The sequence below is a fragment of the Microbacterium sp. CCNWLW41 genome (assembly GCF_037083505.1).
The window spans coordinates 1-15,725 of sequence record NZ_JBAOJP010000023.1; the positions used below are offsets into that span (position 1 = coordinate 1).

Sequence of the window (15,725 nt, forward strand, 5' to 3'; positions counted from 1 at the left end):
CACCCGCGCCGCTTGGCTATGTTTTTTGGGGGGGGGGGCCGCCGCGGGGGGGGGGGGGGGGGGCGCCGGGCCCCCCCCCCCCCCGCCCCGAACCACCCGGATACGCCCCGCTCACTCTCCGGCGAGACCGCCGAGCAGGTGCCCGAAGGACTTCCCCTGGCCGAGGTACGTCGCCGGGTCGAACGGATCCGCGCCGCCCGCCGGCTCCCGGCGGGCGATCGCCTCGGCGAGCTCCCGGGCGCCGCGCTCGACCCGCGAGCTCAACGGAGCGACGTCGTCCGCGTTCGCGCCCCAGTCGCTGGAGGCGGCGAACACGCCCGTCGGCACCGGCTCCGCGTGCAGGTAGGTGAACAGCGGACGGATCGCGTAGTCGATCGCGAGCGAGTGCCGGGCGGTGCCGGCGTTGGCGCCGATGAGCACCGGGGTGCCGGTGAGCGCATCGGGGTCGAGCACGTCGATGAACGACTTGAACAGTCCCGAGTAGCTCGTCGAGAAGATCGGCGTGACCGCGATCACCGCATCGGCGGAGACGACGGTGTTGATCGCCGTCTCGAGCGCCGGGGGCGCGAAGCCCGTGAGCAGGTTGTTCGTGATGTCGTGGGCGAGGTCGCGCAGCTCGATCACGTCGACCGACACCTCGATGTCACGCTCCGCCAGGGCCTTGGCCGTCTCCGCCGCGAGGCGGTCGGCGAGCATCCGGGTCGACGACGGGTTCGACAGCCCCGCCGAGACGACGGCGATACGACGCGCGTCCATGTCAGTTCGCTCCCTTCGTGGCGGCGGCGCCGAACGCCGAGCCCGCGGCCGACGGAACCGCTCCGCCGTCCTGGTACGGCGACCCGGCGGTGAGGTTGTCCCCGCGGTTCGCTCCCGGGCGCGCCTGGCGCGCCGGGCCGTCGCCGTACACGGCCTTCACCCGCGCGGCGTGCGTCGGGGCGTCGGGCACCGTCGCCGGCCGGTTCTGGGCCAGCTCCTTGCGCAGAACCGGGACCACCTCGCCGCCGAGCAGGTCGATCTGCTCCAGGACGATCTTGAGGGGCAGGCCCGCGTGGTCCATCAGGAACAGCTGGCGCTGGTAGTCGCCGAAGTGGTCGCGCATGGCGGCGTAGCGGTCGATCACCTGCTGGGGCGACCCCACGGTGAGCGGGGTCATCTCGGTGAAGTCCTCCATCGACGGTCCGTGTCCGTAGACCGGGGCGTTGTCGAAGTACGGACGGAACTCGTTCACGGCGTCCTGCGAGTTCGGGCGGATGAAGGCCTGCCCGCCGAGTCCGACGATGGCCTGCTCGGCCGTGCCGTGGCCGTAGTGCGCGTACCGCTGGCGGTACAGCTCGATCAGACGCTGGTAGTGCTCCTTCGGCCAGAAGATGTTGTTCGCGAAGAAGCCGTCACCGTAGTAGGCGGCCTGCTCGGCGATCTCCGGCGTGCGGATCGAGCCGTGCCACACGAACGGCGCCACGCCGTCCAGCGGACGCGGGGTGGAGGTGAAGCCCTGCAGCGGCGTGCGGAACTTCCCCTCCCAGTCCACGACGTCCTCCCGCCAGAGCTTGTGCAGGAGCGCGTAGTTCTCGATCGCGAGCGGAAGGCCCTGACGGATGTCCTGTCCGAACCACGGGTACACCGGCCCGGTGTTGCCCCGACCCATCATGAGGTCCATGCGACCGCCCGAGACGTGCTGCAGCATGGCGTAGTCCTCGGCGATCTTCACCGGATCGTTCGTCGTGATCAGGGTCGTCGAGGTGGAGACGATGAGACGCTCCGTCTGGGCCGCGACCGCCGCGAGGAAGGTCGTCGGGCTGGAGGACCAGAACGGCGGGTTGTGGTGCTCGCCGATGGCGAAGACATCGAGCCCCGCCTCCTCCGCATGCTTGGCGATCGTGAGGGTCGCCTGGATGCGCTCGGCCTCGCTGGGCGTCTTCCCGCTGACCGGGTCCTGGGTGATGTCGCTCACCGACATCAGGCCGAACTGCATGCCGCTGGTGTCGACGGTACCGATCTGCTCGTTCACTGTTCTCTCCGCTCGGGATGCCTCGGCATCCAGTTCTATTCAGATGAATATAACTGGTGAAACGCGGTGGCCCCCTCATTATTCCCGGCGTGCGGACAGCTCTCAGATCCCGTCCCCGACGGCCGCTAGGCTCGTCGGATGCACGGCACAGCGCGGCCGCCGGCCGCACCCCCGGTCCCCCGCGCCGCGCCGGCCTCCCGCCGGGTCCCGTTCTGGGACAACGCGCGCTTCGCCTGCATCGTCCTCGTGGTCCTCGGTCACGCCGTCCAGCGCCTGACGTACGACTCCGACATCGCCCTCGCGCTGTACCTCGCGATCTATGCGTTCCACATGCCGGCCTTCGCCCTCATCTCCGGGTACTTCTCCAAGTCGGGAAGCCCCACGCGCCGTCAGATGGCCCGGGTGATCACGGACATCCTCGTCCCCTACGTCGTGTTCGAACTGCTGTGGTGGCTGACGAAGTGGCTCGTCGAGGGCCGCGCGGACCCGAACCTGACCCAGCCGTCGTGGACGCTGTGGTTCCTGCTCGCCCTCGGGATCTTCCGCCTCGTCCTGCCGTACCTCGCACTGCTGCGCTGGCCCCTGCTGTGGACCGTCGCGATCTCGATCGGCGCCGGCTACGTCCCGAACGTCGACAGCACGTTCTCCCTGTCCCGGACTCTCGGGCTGCTGCCGTTCTTCGCGCTGGGCTGGTGGCTGCGCGAGCACGACGTGGTCCGCCGCCTCCGGATGATCGAGTTCCGTCCGGTCTGGCTGCGCGTCGTCGCGGCCGTCGTGCTCGCCGCTCTGCTGTTCGCGTGCTGGCGGTGGGTGGACGTGTGGCAGGCCATGGATCTGCGGCACTGGCTCTTCTACGAGGACTCCTACGCGGACCTCGGCGGAGAGCAGTGGTGGGCCGGCGGCGTCCGCCTCGTGATCATGGCGCTGGCGCTGGTGGCCAGCGCGGCGTTCTTCGTGCTGATCCCTCGGCGCCAGACCCGGGTCACGCACTTCGGCCAGTACACGATGTACGTCTACCTGCTGCACTCCTTCGTGCTGTACCCGTTCCGCGAGTCCGGGGTGCTGCGCGAGCTGGAGCCGACGTGGATCTGGCTTCCGCTGGTGGTGCTGCTCTCGATCGCCGTCGCCTTCGCCCTCTCGACCGCACCGGTGCGGTCGGTGCTCCGGCCGCTCGTGGAGCCGCGTCCCTCGTGGCTGTTCGCCGACCGCGCCCTCGCCGCCAAGGAGGGGCATCGCAACGACCCGACCGGTTCGCGGCGTTCCGGCCCGGAGACCGACAAGAGCGGCCCGAGCGCGTCTCCGCCCGCCGTTCCCGCCCCGCGGCGGAGCGAACCCGCCGACTAGGCGAAGAGGGCCGCGCCGACGAAGGAGCCTTCGTCCGGCCCGGCGGGGATCGCCCAGATGCCGGATCCCACGTGGCGGATGTACTCGTTCAACAGATCCGTGGACAGCCGGCGCTGGAGCGAGACGAACTGCGCGGGCGAGCGCTGATAGGAGAGGAAGAACAGACCGGCGTCGAGTCTGCCCAGCTCGTTGTTCCCGTCGACGTAGTTGTAGCCGCGGCGGAGGATCCGGATGCCGTCGTTGTGCGTCGGGTGGGCGAGGCTCACGTGCGCGTCGGCATCGATGGCCGCCGTCGCGAACGACGGCGCGGTGAACTCGTCGCCGCCGGACAACGGCGCCCCGCTCCCCTTCTCCCGGCCGATGATCCGGTCCTGCTCGGCCAGGCGGACGCGATCCCACGTCTCGATGAGCATCGCGATCCGGCGGGCGACGAGGTACGACCCTCCGACCATCCACGTCGGCTCATCCTCCCGGCCGACCCAGACGTGGGCCTCGAGCGCCGCTCGGTCGTCCGCGAGGATGTTGGCGGTGCCGTCCTTGAAGCCGAAGAGGTTCCGCGGCGTCGCCTGATCGCTGCTCGTGCGGGAGGTCTTCCCGAAGCCGAGCTGTGACCAGCGCAGCCGGGCGCGCCCGAACGCGATGCGGCTGAGATTGCGGATCGCGTGGACGGCCACCTGGGGATCGTCCGCGCAGGCCTGGACGCAGAGGTCGCCGTCGGAACGGGCAGGATCGAGATCGTCGCCGAGGAACGCCGGCAGGCGCTGAAGCTCCGCCGGCCGCCGGTCCGCGATCCCGAACCGGTCGCCCTCCTCGTTCTCGAAGAGCGTCGGACCGAAGCCGATCGTGATCGTGAGGTGCGACGCGGGCAGGCCCTGCGCCTCCCCCGTGTCGTCCGGCGGCGCCTCGGGAGACCCGCCGACCGCCCCGGTCGCGCTCACCTCCAGCCCCTGGGTCATCCGGGAGGCCGCATAGCTCCAGTCCTGGAGCAGGGCGATGAGGTCATCGCGATCGGCCCTCGGCATCATGTCGAAGGACGCGAAGTGCAGGTGGTCCTGGACCGGGGTCGTGATCCCCGCCTGATGGGCGCCGAAGAAGGCATGCGCCTGCGCGGATCCGGATTCCCCGTCCGCCCGGACCGCTCCGATCGCGGCGACCGCTCCCCCGCCGACGGCGAGCCCGGCCACCCCCGAACCGAGGGCGAGGCCCAGCAGCCCCCGCCGGCTCAGGCCGCGCGTCCGCGGCGGGGTCGCGACGTCGGGGTCGACCGTGTCGGTCCCGTCCTCCCCGTTCACCGCCCCGGGTTCGTTCCGCGCGGTCACGTCAGTCGAGCACCGTGGTCGTGAGCTTCGACAGCGGCTCGGCGAGCGCGTTGAGCAGGTCCGTGAACTCGCGCTTGTCGTCGTCGGTGAGGGTCGAGTAGGCCGGGAACCCGTCCGTCAGGGATCCGTGCGCGGCGAGGGAGGCCTCCAGGTCGGCGTACCCGGCCTGGATGTCCTTCACGAGCGCGGTGCCGTCCTCGCCCTGCGCGGCGGCGAAGTCCTGCACCAGCGAGAACGCCATCTTGGACCCCTCGACGTTCGCGGCGAAGTCGTACAGGTCGGTGCCCGACCACCAGTCCTCCTCGCCGGAGATCTTGCCGGTCGCCACCTCGTCCAGCAGCGCGATGGCTCCGTTCGAGATGCCCGCGATGCCCTGCGCGTCCAGGGCCTGGGTGAACTCGTCCGAGTGGACGTAGTCGTAGAGCTCCTGCACGTCGGCGAGGAGCAGATCCCCGAACTCTCCGCGCTGGGTCGTCGTCGACGGCGTCCAGTCCTTGTCCGCGGGTGTCTCCCCGTCCGCGTTCAGCGCGCCCGGCGCGGGAACCCACAGGTCCTTCTCGATGCGGTGGAAGCCGGTCCACTCCAGCCCCTCCGCGACCGCGTCGACCTCGCGGTAGTCGATCCGAGGGTCGAGGTCGCCGAGCGCCTCGGCGACCGGCTCGATCCGCTCGTAGAACGCGCGGACCTGCGGGAACTGGGCGCGGGCGGCGTCGTCGTCACCGGACTGGTACGCGGTGACGAAGCTCTCCACCGCGGGGACGAGCCGGCCGACCTGGTCCTTCACGAACGCCGCGTAGAGATCCACGGCCTGCTGCTTCTGCTCCGCGTCCTCACCGGTGAGCGCCACGGCCTCCCCGGTGACCGAGAACCCGGCGCGACCGACGCCGTCGCCGATCATGCCGGGCTTGCAGACCGTGACGTAGTCGCCGGGCTGCGCGACCACGGTGAGGCTGCGGGAGGCCCCCGGCGCGATGTTCTCCACCTCGCCGACGATCCGCAGCCCGTCCTCGGCGAGGAGGTAGAACTCGGTGACCTGCTCGCCCTCGTTCGTCACCTCGAAGGCGAGGGTGCCGCTCTTGGCCGTGCTCGCGGAGACGGTGCAGGCGTCGGCGGTCGAGGTCACCTCGAGCCGGTCCGCCGCTGTGGCGTCGGCCTTGGCGACGCAGCCGGTGAGGACGAGCCCGAGGACGGCGGCGGATCCGCCGAGCGCGAGCGCGCGACGAGGGAGAAGGCGGGAGGTGGTCATGCTGCTCCTTGCTGTGCGAGGGAGTCGTCACGGCCCGGTGCGCCCGGGACCGCGACGGCGCCGGCGCGTGGCCGGCGGGAGCGGCGCAGTCCTCGGAGGAACAGCGCGCCGACGATGAGGAGGTATGCCGCCCAGGCGAGCACCTGCAGCCAGGTCATCCGCGGCATGAAGCCCACGGTCGCCTGGAGGATCACGGCGATCGGGCCGTCCGGGGCGATGGCCGTCGAGACGTCGAATGCCCACCCGAACGGGAAGCCCGCGCCGCCGCTGAACGGCCCCGGAAGGACCGCCGCCTCCTGGAGGTCCATGACGGCGTAGGCGAGCACTCCGGCGGCGACGATCACCAGGAATCCGCCGGTCCACTGGAAGAAGCGCGAGAGATCGAGCCTCACCGCGCCGCGCGCGAGCAACCAGCCGACGGCGACCGCGCAGAGCAGCCCGCCGACCGCGCCGAGGAGGGCCGAGGGGGCGTCGCCGAAGGACTGGACCATCGACCACAGGAGGAGGGTGGTCTCGATCCCCTCGCGGGCCACGGACACGAAACCGACGACGACCAGCGCCCAGAGCGTGCCCGACTCCAGCGCGCGGTCGATCCCGCCCTGGAGGCTCGACTTCATGGTCCGCCCGGACTTCTGCATCCAGAAGATCATCCACGTGACCATCCCGACGGCGACCAGCGACAGCGTCCCGCCGATGATCTCCTGCGCCTGGAAGGTGAGGGCGTACGCGCCGAACGTCAGCACGGCTCCGATCCCGAGCGCGAGCACGATCGCCGCGGCGACACCGGTCCAGAGCCGGGGAAGGACGTCCGTCCGGCCGAGACGGCGGAGATACGCGACGAGGATGCCGACGACGAGGGCGGCTTCGAGGCCTTCACGCAGGCCGATCAGGAACGTGGCGAGCACGGCGGGGGCTTTCTGAAGAGATCAGGTTAGGCAAACCTCAGAAAGTGTACATCCCCTCCCCTCGGTCGCGTGCACGCGCTGCCGAGACCCCCTCTGCACGTCGAGACCCCCTCACCTCCGAGGGGGTCTCGCCGTGCAGAGGGGGTTTCGGCGGGGCAACTCCGCAGAGACCGCCCCGCAGTAATCCTCGGCAACATTCCGTCGGCCGCGCGACGGCCGTCCTAGCCTCGACGCATGACCGATCTGACCCTCCCCATCCTCGACCTGTCCCGGCTCGACGACGGCCCGGAGGCGGCCGCCGGATTCCGCGACGACCTGCGCGCGGCGACTCACGACGTCGGGTTCTTCTATCTCACCGGCACGGGCGTGCCCGCCGAGCTCGAACGCCGCCTGCACCGCGCGGCGAAGGACTTCTTCGCCCTGCCGGAGCAGGACAAGCTCGCGATCGAGAACGTGCGGAGCCCTCACTTCCGCGGCTACACCCGCATCGGAGGCGAGCGCACCCAGGGCGAGATCGACTGGCGGGAGCAGATCGACATCGGCCCGGAGCGTCCGGCGGTCGAGGGCGGACCGGCGTTCAACCGGCTGATCGGCCCGAACCTCTGGCCTGCGGCCCAGCCCGAGCTCCGCGAGGTCGTCGAGGAGTGGCACGCGCACCTTTCCGGTGTGGCCCGGAAGCTCCTGCGCGCGTGGGCGCTCGCCCTGGGCGCCGAGGAGTCGTACTTCGAGGAGAACTTCGGCGAGCCCTCGACGCTGATCAAGATCGTCCGCTATCCCGGCACGCACGAGCCGGAGCCCCAGCAGGGGGTCGGCGCACACAAGGATTCGGGCGTGCTCACGCTCCTGTGGGTGGAGCCGGGCAAGGGCGGCCTGCAGGTGGAACGCGACGGATCATGGGTGGACGCGCCGCCGGTCGACGGCGCGTTCGTCGTCAACATCGGGGAGCTCCTCGAGTACGCCACCGGCGGCTACCTGAAGGCCACGAACCACCGGGTCGTGTCGCCGCAGGCCCCCGACGAGCGGATCTCGATCCCCTTCTTCTTCAACCCCGCGCTGGATCGGCGCCTGCCGATCATCGACCTGCCCGCCGATCTCGCCGCTCAGGCGCGCGGGGTCACCGAGGACCCGACGAACCCGATCCACAGCCTCTACGGGGAGAACGCGCTGAAGTCGCGTCTGCGCGCCCACCCGGACGTCGCCGCGATCCATCACGCGGACCTCGTCGCCAGCCGGGCCTGATCCGTCTCCGCCGCGGTCGTCAGCGAGAGGCGCCGACCGCAGCGTCCACCTCGTCGAGGCTCGCCCCGCGCCGGTCAGGACTGAGACCGAGCGCGATGAGCGTGATCACAATGGTGACGCCCATGTAGATCGCGATCGGCACCCAGCTGTCGAAGGCGTCGAGCAGCGCCAGCGAGATCACGGGAGCGAGGCTTCCGCCGTAGATCCCTGAGAGCTGGTATCCGACCGAGATGCCGGTCGAGCGGATCGGGGTCGGGAAGAGCTCGGCGAGGTAGCTCGCCTGCGGGCCGAACATGAGGCCGTGGCAGAACAGCCCGACCGCCACGGCCAGCGAGGCCAGCGGGATGGTGCCGAGGTTCAGGAGGGGGAAGAAGGCGAACGCCCAGACGAGCGTCGCAAGACACCCGGCGACGTAGAGCGGCTTTCGTCCGAAGCGGTCCGAGAGGTGCCCCGCCAACGGGATCCCGACGAGCCAGGCCACGGAGCCGACGGCGACGCACAGCAGCGCTTCGTTGCGCTCGAATCCGACGACCTTGACGAGATAGGTGATGACGAAGGTGAGGAACACGTACACGACCACGTCCGGCCCGAATCGTGCGCCGAGGGCGAGCAGGAGCGGCTTCGGGTAGTCGCGGACGAGCGTCCGCACCGGGCGAGGCTCGATCCCCTCGGTCGACGCCGCGACCTTGGCGAACTGCGGGCTCTCCGCGATGCTCATCCGGATGTAGAGGCCGACCAGGACGATCACCCCGCCGAGGAGGAAGGGCACCCGCCAGCCCCAGGCCAGGAACGCGTCCTCGGGGAGCACCCCTGCGAAGACCGCCAGCACGCCTGTGGCGAGGAGGTTCCCCAGCGGAGCGCCCGCCTGGGCGAGACTGGCGGTCAGGCCGCGGCGTCGGTCATCCGAGTACTCGGCGAGCATGAGCACGGCGCCACCGAGCTCGCCACCGGCGCCGAGGCCCTGCAGCAGCCGCAGCAGCACGAGGAGGATCGGCGCGAGCACCCCGATGGCCTCGTAGGTGGGAAGCACGCCGATGAGCGCCGTCGCGGTCCCCATGATCGCCATCGTCCAGAAGAGCACCGGCTTGCGCCCGTATCGGTCTCCGATCGACCCGAACAGGATCCCGCCGAACGGACGAGCGACGAAGCCGACCGCGAAGGTCGCCAGCGAAAGCAGGGTTCCCGTGACCGGGTCGAAGCTCGGGAAGAACAGTCTGTCGAAGACGATCGATGCGGCGAGGCCGAAGAGGAGGAAGTCGTACCACTCCATGACCGTGCCGAACATGCTCGCGGCCGCGACCCGCGCACGTCGGCCCCGCGAGACGGACGGCGGCGAGGACACGGCGCTCATCGCGGCGCCTCCGGTCGGCGCACCTCGACGGCGAAACCCTCCACCTGTCCGATCAGCTCGACGAGGTCCCGGACCATCGCGCGGTGCAGGGTCTGCCCGCGCTCGGCGTCGCCCCAGGACGGCCGCCCGCTGCTGCCGTCACCGCTCGCGACGAGCTCGGCCTCGGTCGACGGCCACCACGCCGCACGGGTCGAGGCGATGCTCGGATCGATCGTCCGCAGGGATTGCGGGTGCGCGGGAGCGGCGTCCTCCGGCACGGCGCCCGCGTCGACGAGGTCGGGATGCAGGTGCAGCATGTGTCCGGTCTCGTAGCCGTCCGCGTGGCCGATGAAGGTCCCCTCGGTCTGCGCCCAGTGCGCGTACTCGGGCTGGGCGAGGTGGGCCAGGTCGGCGACCACCACGGCCGCGCCGGTGTCCGCGCGCAGTCGCGTGGCGGCGATCGCGAGGGGCGGCAGGTTGGCGAGACGGTGCCCGTTGACGACGATGATGCGGCGGAACCCGTGGTGGAGCAGGGACGAACCGAGGTCCTCGATCAGGTGCGTGAGCGTCTCCGGCCGCAGCGTCACCGTGCCGGCGAACCCCATGTGGTGCGGCGACCAGCCGAACCAGACCGGCGGGGTCACGATCACGCCGGTCTGCGCGGCGGCGTCCTCAGCCACAGCGATCGCGGTCATCGCGTCCACGCCGAGCGGGAGGTGGCGTCCGTGCTGCTCCGTGGCGCCGACGGGGATGATCGCCGTGTCTCGGGTGGTCAGGTAGTCCGCGATCTCGTCGACGCGCAGCTCTGCGAGACGGCGGGGTTGCTGGGAGGATGTCGGGGAAGCCATTCCCTCAGAGTTCCAGACCGTTCGCCGGCCGAGGAATCGACAGACGCCGAGACCCCGGACGCCCGATTTCGACAATCGTCGCAAGAAGGGACCCCATGCCGTCCGAGCTGCAGTCGGGCATCGAGCGGTGGTCCGCGAGCCTCGCCGCCCCGCTCGCGCTGTTCGACGTCCACGACGAGCTGGTCGTGCACAGCTCGCACCACGGCGAGGTCGACGACGTACGCCGCGAGTCGATCCTCACCCGCACCCCGGTTGCGGAGATCCGCGCGCTGATGCCGTCCCTGCGTCTCGCGGAGCGTCTCGCGCCGTTCCCGGCGCCGGTTCCCGACGGGCTGCAGATGCTGCCGCGCGTCGTGGTACCTCTGCATTCCGCCGGTCGTTTCCTCGGGTCGGTCTGGATCAGCGATCCCGAGCGGACGCTGGTCCACGACCCCCGCCTGGCGGAGGCCGCGACCGAGCTCGCCGGCCTTCTGGACTTCCACCAGCGCCCCACCGCGCGCACGGAGCTGACGCGCCGCCACCGTGCCGCGGCGACCCTGCGCGGCCTCCTCGGCGAGGGCGGGCGCGGGGACGAGGCCTGGCAGGAGCTCGGCACGACGACGGGGCGCACCGGCGCGGAGACGACGCTCGTCGTCGCGCATCCCACGACTCCCGCGCTCACCGCCGGCGTGGTCGCACGCAGTCATGGCCGGGACGGCGTCCTCCTGCTGGAGGACGCCGCGCACACGGCCGTCTGGGCTGTCCTGAGCGATGGGGCGCAGACCCCCGAACTCGTTCACGGGGCCTTGGACATCATGTCCTCCGGGCAGGCCGGCCCGCCGCTGGGCGCATCCGCGCCCGTCGCCTGGGGCGGCGACCTGCGCCCGGCTCTCCGCGAGGCCCGGGACGCGGCCCGCGCAGCCGCGACGTTCACGGAACTGCGCGGGATCGCGCACTGGCCGCGGCTCGGCGTGGTCGGTGCCGCGCTGCTTCTCGAGAGGGCCACCCCGCGCTTCTGGGAGTCGTTCGAGGCCCTGCGCGGGCTGGCCGCCGTCCCCGCTCCCCTCCGTCGCACCGCGGAGACGTTCCTCGACCTCGCCGGCGACGCGTCGGCGACCGCGCGTGTGCTCGCCACCCACCGGGCCACGATCTACTACCGGTGGGGACGCCTCGAAGCCCTGCTCGGACACCCGCTCCGGGACGGCGATCTGCGGACGAGCCTGCATCTCGCCCTCAAGGCCCTCCGGCTCCAGGAGGCCGCTCCTCCGCCCGTCGCCTGAACGGAACGCGCCTTTCCGATCAATTTGGTATACCATTTGACGATCGATCGAAAGAGGGCCGCATGATCATCCGCAACGTCCGCCCGTGGGGCGGTTCCGCCTCCGATGTCCGCCTCGACGGCGACCGAATCGCCGAGGTGGTGCCGCATGACAAGGCCCGCCCGATCGACGCCGAGGAGGTCGACGGCCGCGGGCGCCTGCTCCTGCCGTCCTTCAGCGACGTGCACGTCCATCTGGACTCGACCAGGATCGGACTCCCGTTCCGCCCCCACACCGGCAGACCCGGCGTGTGGGGGATGATGATGAACGACCGCGAGAACTGGCGCGACGCCGAGGTGGACCTCCCCACGCGGGTCGCCGGCACGCTGGAGCGGATGATCGCCCGGGGGACGACGCGCGTGCGCACCTATGCCCAGGTCGACGTCGACTGCCGCCTGGAGAAGTTCGACGCCGTCATGGCTGCGAAGGAGAGGTTCGCGACCCGCGCCGACGTGCAGGTGATGACCTTCCCGCAGGCGGGCATCCTCCGGGAGCCGGGCACGGTCGAGGTCCTGGAGGAGTCGCTGAGGCAGGGAGCCGATGTGATAGGCGGGATCGACCCGTCCCAGCTCGATCGCGACCCCGCCCGGCACCTCGACATCGTGTTCGGGCTGGCGGAGAAGTACCAGGTGGAGATCGACGTCCACCTGCACGAGCCGGGCGAGCTCGGCGTCTTCAGCACCGAGCTGATCCTCGAGCGCACCCGTGCGCTCGGCATGCAGGGCAAGGTGACCCTGTCCCACGCCTACGACCTGGGGTCCGTCGATGAGGCGACGAGTCGTCGCCTCATCGACGCTTTCGCCGAGCTCGACATCGCCATGACCAGCGTCGCCCCGTCGGGGCACCGCCCGCTCCCCCTCGTCCCCCTGGTGGAGGCGGGCGTCCGCTTCGGGCTCGGCGAGGACGGCCAGCGCGACTACTGGAGCCCCTACGGCAACTGCGATCTGCTGGACCGCACGTGGCAGCTCGCCTTCACCAACGGCTTCCGGCACGACGCGCACATCGAGATGTGCCTCGCGATCGCGAGCATAGGCGGTGCGAGCATCATGTCGCACGGCGTCCCGCGCCTCACCGGCGTGGACGACCGCCCGGGCACCGCGGCCGGCGACCGCGCCGACCTGCTTCTCGTGGACGGGGAGACGCCGACGAGCGCCGTGATGGATCGGGGCACCGACCGCACGGTGATCCACGACGGCCGCATCGTCGCGGACGGTCTGGTCGTCCTCGGCGCCTGACCGGTCCGCCCGCGCACAGAACGAGGGCCGCCCCACACCTGGGACAGCCCTCTCAAGAATGTTCTGCGCGATTGAACGCTGGCTGCTCCGCTTAGCGGCGAAGGCCCAGGCGCTCGATCAGCGAGCGGTAGCGCTCGATGTCGATGTCCTGGAGGTAGCCGAGCAGACGACGGCGCTGACCCACGAGCAGGAACAGGCCACGACGCGAGTGGTGGTCGTGCTTGTGCTCCTTGAGGTGCTCGGTGAGATCCTTGATGCGCTGCGTCAGCATCGCAACCTGCACCTCGGGGGAACCGGTGTCACCGGGGTGCGTCGCGTACTCTTCGATGATCGCCTTCTTGACGTCTGCATCCAGTGCCATAGAACCGATCCCCTTTCTCCCGTTGCGCGGCGCCCGACGCCTGATGCGTGGGCTCTCTTTATCCGCGGCCGATCTAACGGCAACCTCCAGAGTCTATCAGCCTTCCCGACGTCGCGCCGACCACGTCCGGGACGCCGATAGCCTCGGATGGTGAGTCATCTGATCGACCTTCGTCCGCTGCGCGCCAGCCCCGCCTTCGCCCGGATGTGGATCGGATCGGCGCTGAGCGGCATCGGCGGACAGCTGACGATCGTCACGGTGATGCTGCACGTGTTCGCCCTCACCGGCAGCACCTTCGCCGTGTCCATGATCGCGGTCGCCGGGCTCGTCCCGATGATCCTCGCCGGGCTGTACGGCGGGATGCTCGCCGACGCGTTCGACCGGCGTCGGGTGGCGTTGATCGCGGCCACCGTGACGTTCGCGTCCACCCTCCTGCTGGCCGTGCTCACGTGGACCGGGACCGAGACGATCTGGTGGCTGTACGTGCTGAGCATGACCAACTCGGCGGCCAACTCGGTCGGGATGGCCACCCGGACGGCCATCGTGCCCCGCTTGATCCCCCGGGACATGCTCGCGCCCGCGTCGGCGCTGAACGGCGTCTCCTTCGGCCTGACCGTCATGGTCGGCCCCGCCCTCGCCGGTCTCCTGGTCGCGCTCACCGGCTACGGCTGGACCTACACGATCGACGTCGTGCTGATGCTCTCGATGTTCCTCGGCCTGTGGACCCTGCCCGCGCTCCGCCCGGAGGGCGAGATCGTCCGGCCGGGACTCGCCTCGCTCGTCGACGGCGCCCGGTTCCTCCGGCGGGCGTCCAACATCCGCATGCAGTACATCCTCGACATCATCGCCATGACCTTCGGGCAGCCGCTGGCGCTCTTCCCCGCGCTCGGCACGGTGCTCCTGGGCGGCGGCGCGGTGACGACCGGGCTGCTCACCGCCGCCGTCGCCCTCGGCACGTTCGGATCGAGCCTGCTGTCCGGACGGGTGGTCCAGTACCGGTGGCACGGCCGCGGCATCGCCCGCGCGGTGCAGGCCTACGGCGCTTCGATCGCGGTGTTCGGGGCGATCCTGCTTCTCGGCGTCTGGCTCCCGGGGGCGTCCGAGTCGACACCGAACATCGGTCTGATCGTCGCGGCCTGCGTCGCCCTCGCGCTCTCCGGCGCCGCCGACAACGTCAGCTCCATCTACCGCAACACGATGATGCAGGCCGCGGTCCCCGACACCATGCGCGGGAGGCTCCAGGGGGTGTTCGTCATCGTGGTCGCCGGGGGGCCCCGCCTGGGAGCCCTCTACGCCGGCGCCCTGGCCTCGATCACGACCCTGTGGTTCCCTCCCCTGCTCGGCGGGTTCCTCGTGATCGGGCTGGTCGCGGTGCTCGCCAGGACGAGCCCCCGCTTCCGCGCCTACGACGCCCTCGAACCGGTCCCCTGACCGGGGCGCACAGCGCGATCACGGCCACGCATCGGCGGATTTCGGACGAGGCATTCCCTCTCACCGCTGCGCGTCCGACCCCGTCGCTAGAGTTCCCCCGTGACCCTCGCCGCCCCCGCTCGCCCGCGCACCGCCGCCGTCGCGATCCAGTTCGTCCTCACCGGGATCGTGTGGGGCTCGAGCTTCATCTTCATGAAGGTCGCGCTCGAGGGGATCTCCCCCGCGCAGGTGGCGTGGTCCCGCCTGATCCTCGGCGCGCTCGCCCTCGGCCTCTTCGTCGCACTGCGTCGTGAGCGGCTTCCGCGGGCGCGGGGCGTCTGGCTGCACCTGACCGTGGTCGCCGTGACGTTCTGCGTCGTCCCGTTCCTCATCTTCGCGTGGGCGCAGCAGCACGTGAGCTCGGGCCTGTCCAGCATCTACAACGCCACGACGCCGATCATGACCGCCATCATGGCCTGGGCGGTGTTCCGGGTGGAGCGCCTCCGGGCTGTGCAGATCGCAGGCATCGCGGTCGGGATCCTCGGCGTCATGGTCATCATCGCGCCGTGGAGCGGCCTCGATGCGAACCAGAGCGTGGGGGCGCAACTGGCGATCCTCGGCGCCACGGCCTGCTACGGCTTCAGCTTCGCGTACATGCGCCGCTTCCTGTCCGACACCGGCGTGAGCGCTCTGGTGTTCTCGTTCCTCAACATCGGCCTGGCGGCGGCCGTGATGCTCGTTCTCACGCCCGTGCTGGTGCTGACCCCGGTCCGTCTCGACGGCGCCGTCGTAGTCGCCGTTCTCCTGCTCGGCGTGCTCGGGACGGGGGTCGCGTACGTCTGGAACCAGAACGTCCTGCGAGCGTGGGGACCCACCCGCGCGTCCACGGTCACCTACATCACCCCCGTCGTCGGCGTGACCCTCGGCGTACTCGTCCTCCACGAGACCGTGAGCTGGAACGAGCCCCTCGGCGCCCTCATCGTCTTCGCGGGGATCCTCATGGCTCAGGACCGTCTGCGCGGGCTGGGGCGGCGTCGATCCTGAGGACGCGACGAGACGCACGAAGGGGTGGGGGGGGCCCCCGGGGGGCGCCCCCCCCCCCCCCCCCGGCCCCGCCGACTCCGATCGCGATCCCGGCGAGCACCTTGCCTCGGGCGGCGCGGGCGCCGATGATCCCGACGA

14 protein-coding genes are annotated in these 15,725 nt (G+C 70.9%); 6 read left to right on the top strand and 8 right to left on the bottom strand.

The annotated features are described in order from the left end of the window. Positions 1-111: 111 nt before the first annotated feature. Together V6R91_RS36250 and V6R91_RS36255 are read right to left on the bottom strand one after the other, a co-directional pair. Positions 112-756, bottom strand: coding sequence for an FMN reductase (locus V6R91_RS36250; protein WP_067249732.1), 645 nt, complete (start codon positions 754-756; stop codon positions 112-114). Position 757: 1 nt separating this feature from the next. Further along, positions 758-1,972, bottom strand: a complete 1,215-nt coding sequence (locus V6R91_RS36255; RefSeq protein ID WP_336399358.1) for an LLM class flavin-dependent oxidoreductase — start codon at positions 1,970-1,972, stop codon at positions 758-760. Positions 1,973-2,146: 174 nt separating this feature from the next. Between V6R91_RS36255 and V6R91_RS36260 the strand changes: the two genes are divergently transcribed. Beyond that, positions 2,147-3,352 (top strand): acyltransferase family protein, encoded by a 1,206-nt coding sequence (locus V6R91_RS36260; RefSeq protein WP_336399351.1) that lies wholly within the window; start codon positions 2,147-2,149, stop codon positions 3,350-3,352. Here V6R91_RS36260 and efeB read toward each other — a convergent pair. From efeB to efeU, 3 genes are read right to left on the bottom strand one after another with little or no spacing between them, the layout of a single operon-like run. Beyond that, positions 3,349-4,671, bottom strand: a complete 1,323-nt coding sequence (efeB, locus tag V6R91_RS36265) for an iron uptake transporter deferrochelatase/peroxidase subunit (protein WP_378817923.1) — start codon at positions 4,669-4,671, stop codon at positions 3,349-3,351. The genes V6R91_RS36260 and efeB overlap by 4 nt on opposite strands. Before the next feature lies 1 nt (position 4,672). After that, positions 4,673-5,917 carry an iron uptake system protein EfeO gene (efeO, locus tag V6R91_RS36270; protein WP_336399352.1) on the bottom strand — a complete coding sequence of 415 codons (1,245 nt, stop codon included), beginning with the start codon at positions 5,915-5,917 and terminating at the stop codon, positions 4,673-4,675. Then, complete coding sequence (efeU, locus tag V6R91_RS36275; protein WP_336399353.1) at positions 5,914-6,822, bottom strand: iron uptake transporter permease EfeU; 909 nt, start codon at positions 6,820-6,822, stop codon at positions 5,914-5,916. Before efeU ends, efeO begins: the two co-directional genes overlap by 4 nt. A gap of 234 nt (positions 6,823-7,056) precedes the next feature. Between efeU and V6R91_RS36280 the strand changes: the two genes are divergently transcribed. Then, a complete protein-coding gene (locus tag V6R91_RS36280; RefSeq protein WP_067249718.1) occupies positions 7,057-8,061 on the top strand; it encodes an isopenicillin N synthase family dioxygenase in 1,005 nt (334 codons plus the stop codon). A gap of 19 nt (positions 8,062-8,080) precedes the next feature. Here V6R91_RS36280 and V6R91_RS36285 read toward each other — a convergent pair whose 3' ends face one another. Both V6R91_RS36285 and V6R91_RS36290 read right to left on the bottom strand, forming a co-directional pair. After that, on the bottom strand, positions 8,081-9,412 hold the full coding sequence (locus tag V6R91_RS36285) for an MFS transporter (RefSeq protein ID WP_067249715.1): 1,332 nt from the start codon (positions 9,410-9,412) through the stop codon (positions 8,081-8,083). Next, the gene (locus V6R91_RS36290) at positions 9,409-10,239 is read right to left on the bottom strand and encodes a creatininase family protein (protein ID WP_336399354.1); all 831 of its coding nucleotides are present in this window, start codon (positions 10,237-10,239) and stop codon (positions 9,409-9,411) included. Before V6R91_RS36290 ends, V6R91_RS36285 begins: the two co-directional genes overlap by 4 nt. Before the next feature lie 95 nt (positions 10,240-10,334). Between V6R91_RS36290 and V6R91_RS36295 the strand changes: the two genes are divergently transcribed. Further along, on the top strand, positions 10,335-11,498 hold the full coding sequence (locus tag V6R91_RS36295; protein WP_336399355.1) for a helix-turn-helix domain-containing protein: 1,164 nt from the start codon (positions 10,335-10,337) through the stop codon (positions 11,496-11,498). Between the two features lie 62 nt (positions 11,499-11,560). Further along, complete coding sequence (locus tag V6R91_RS36300) at positions 11,561-12,772, top strand: amidohydrolase family protein (RefSeq protein WP_336399356.1); 1,212 nt, start codon at positions 11,561-11,563, stop codon at positions 12,770-12,772. Positions 12,773-12,863: 91 nt separating this feature from the next. On the opposite strand, the gene rpsO is transcribed toward V6R91_RS36300, so the two are convergent. Further along, positions 12,864-13,133: a 30S ribosomal protein S15 gene (gene rpsO, locus V6R91_RS36305; protein WP_029145701.1), complete on the bottom strand. Its 270-nt coding sequence runs from the start codon at positions 13,131-13,133 to the stop codon at positions 12,864-12,866. Positions 13,134-13,283: 150 nt separating this feature from the next. Between rpsO and V6R91_RS36310 the strand changes: the two genes are divergently transcribed. Both V6R91_RS36310 and V6R91_RS36315 read left to right on the top strand, forming a co-directional pair. After that, a complete protein-coding gene (locus tag V6R91_RS36310) occupies positions 13,284-14,564 on the top strand; it encodes an MFS transporter (protein WP_271063045.1) in 1,281 nt (426 codons plus the stop codon). 99 nt (positions 14,565-14,663) lie between these two features. Further along, positions 14,664-15,587, top strand: coding sequence for a DMT family transporter (locus V6R91_RS36315; protein WP_336399357.1), 924 nt, complete (start codon positions 14,664-14,666; stop codon positions 15,585-15,587). Positions 15,588-15,725 lie beyond the last annotated feature (138 nt).

Bases quoted from the DNA above. Each gene is read 5' to 3' on its own strand.
- V6R91_RS36250 (WP_067249732.1), bottom strand. From the start codon at position 756: ATGGACGCGCGTCGTATCGCCGTCGTCTCGGCGGGGCTGTCGAACCCG.
- V6R91_RS36255 (WP_336399358.1), bottom strand. From the start codon at position 1,972: ATGCAGTTCGGCCTGATGTCGGTGAGCGACATCACCCAGGACCCGGTC.
- V6R91_RS36260 (WP_336399351.1), top strand. From the start codon at position 2,147: ATGCACGGCACAGCGCGGCCGCCGGCCGCACCCCCGGTCCCCCGCGCC.
- efeO (WP_336399352.1), bottom strand. From the start codon at position 5,917: ATGACCACCTCCCGCCTTCTCCCTCGTCGCGCGCTCGCGCTCGGCGGA.
- V6R91_RS36280 (WP_067249718.1), top strand. From the start codon at position 7,057: ATGACCGATCTGACCCTCCCCATCCTCGACCTGTCCCGGCTCGACGAC.
- V6R91_RS36285 (WP_067249715.1), bottom strand. From the start codon at position 9,412: ATGAGCGCCGTGTCCTCGCCGCCGTCCGTCTCGCGGGGCCGACGTGCG.
- V6R91_RS36290 (WP_336399354.1), bottom strand. From the start codon at position 10,239: ATGGCTTCCCCGACATCCTCCCAGCAACCCCGCCGTCTCGCAGAGCTG.
- V6R91_RS36295 (WP_336399355.1), top strand. From the start codon at position 10,335: ATGCCGTCCGAGCTGCAGTCGGGCATCGAGCGGTGGTCCGCGAGCCTC.
- V6R91_RS36300 (WP_336399356.1), top strand. From the start codon at position 11,561: ATGATCATCCGCAACGTCCGCCCGTGGGGCGGTTCCGCCTCCGATGTC.
- rpsO (WP_029145701.1), bottom strand. From the start codon at position 13,133: ATGGCACTGGATGCAGACGTCAAGAAGGCGATCATCGAAGAGTACGCG.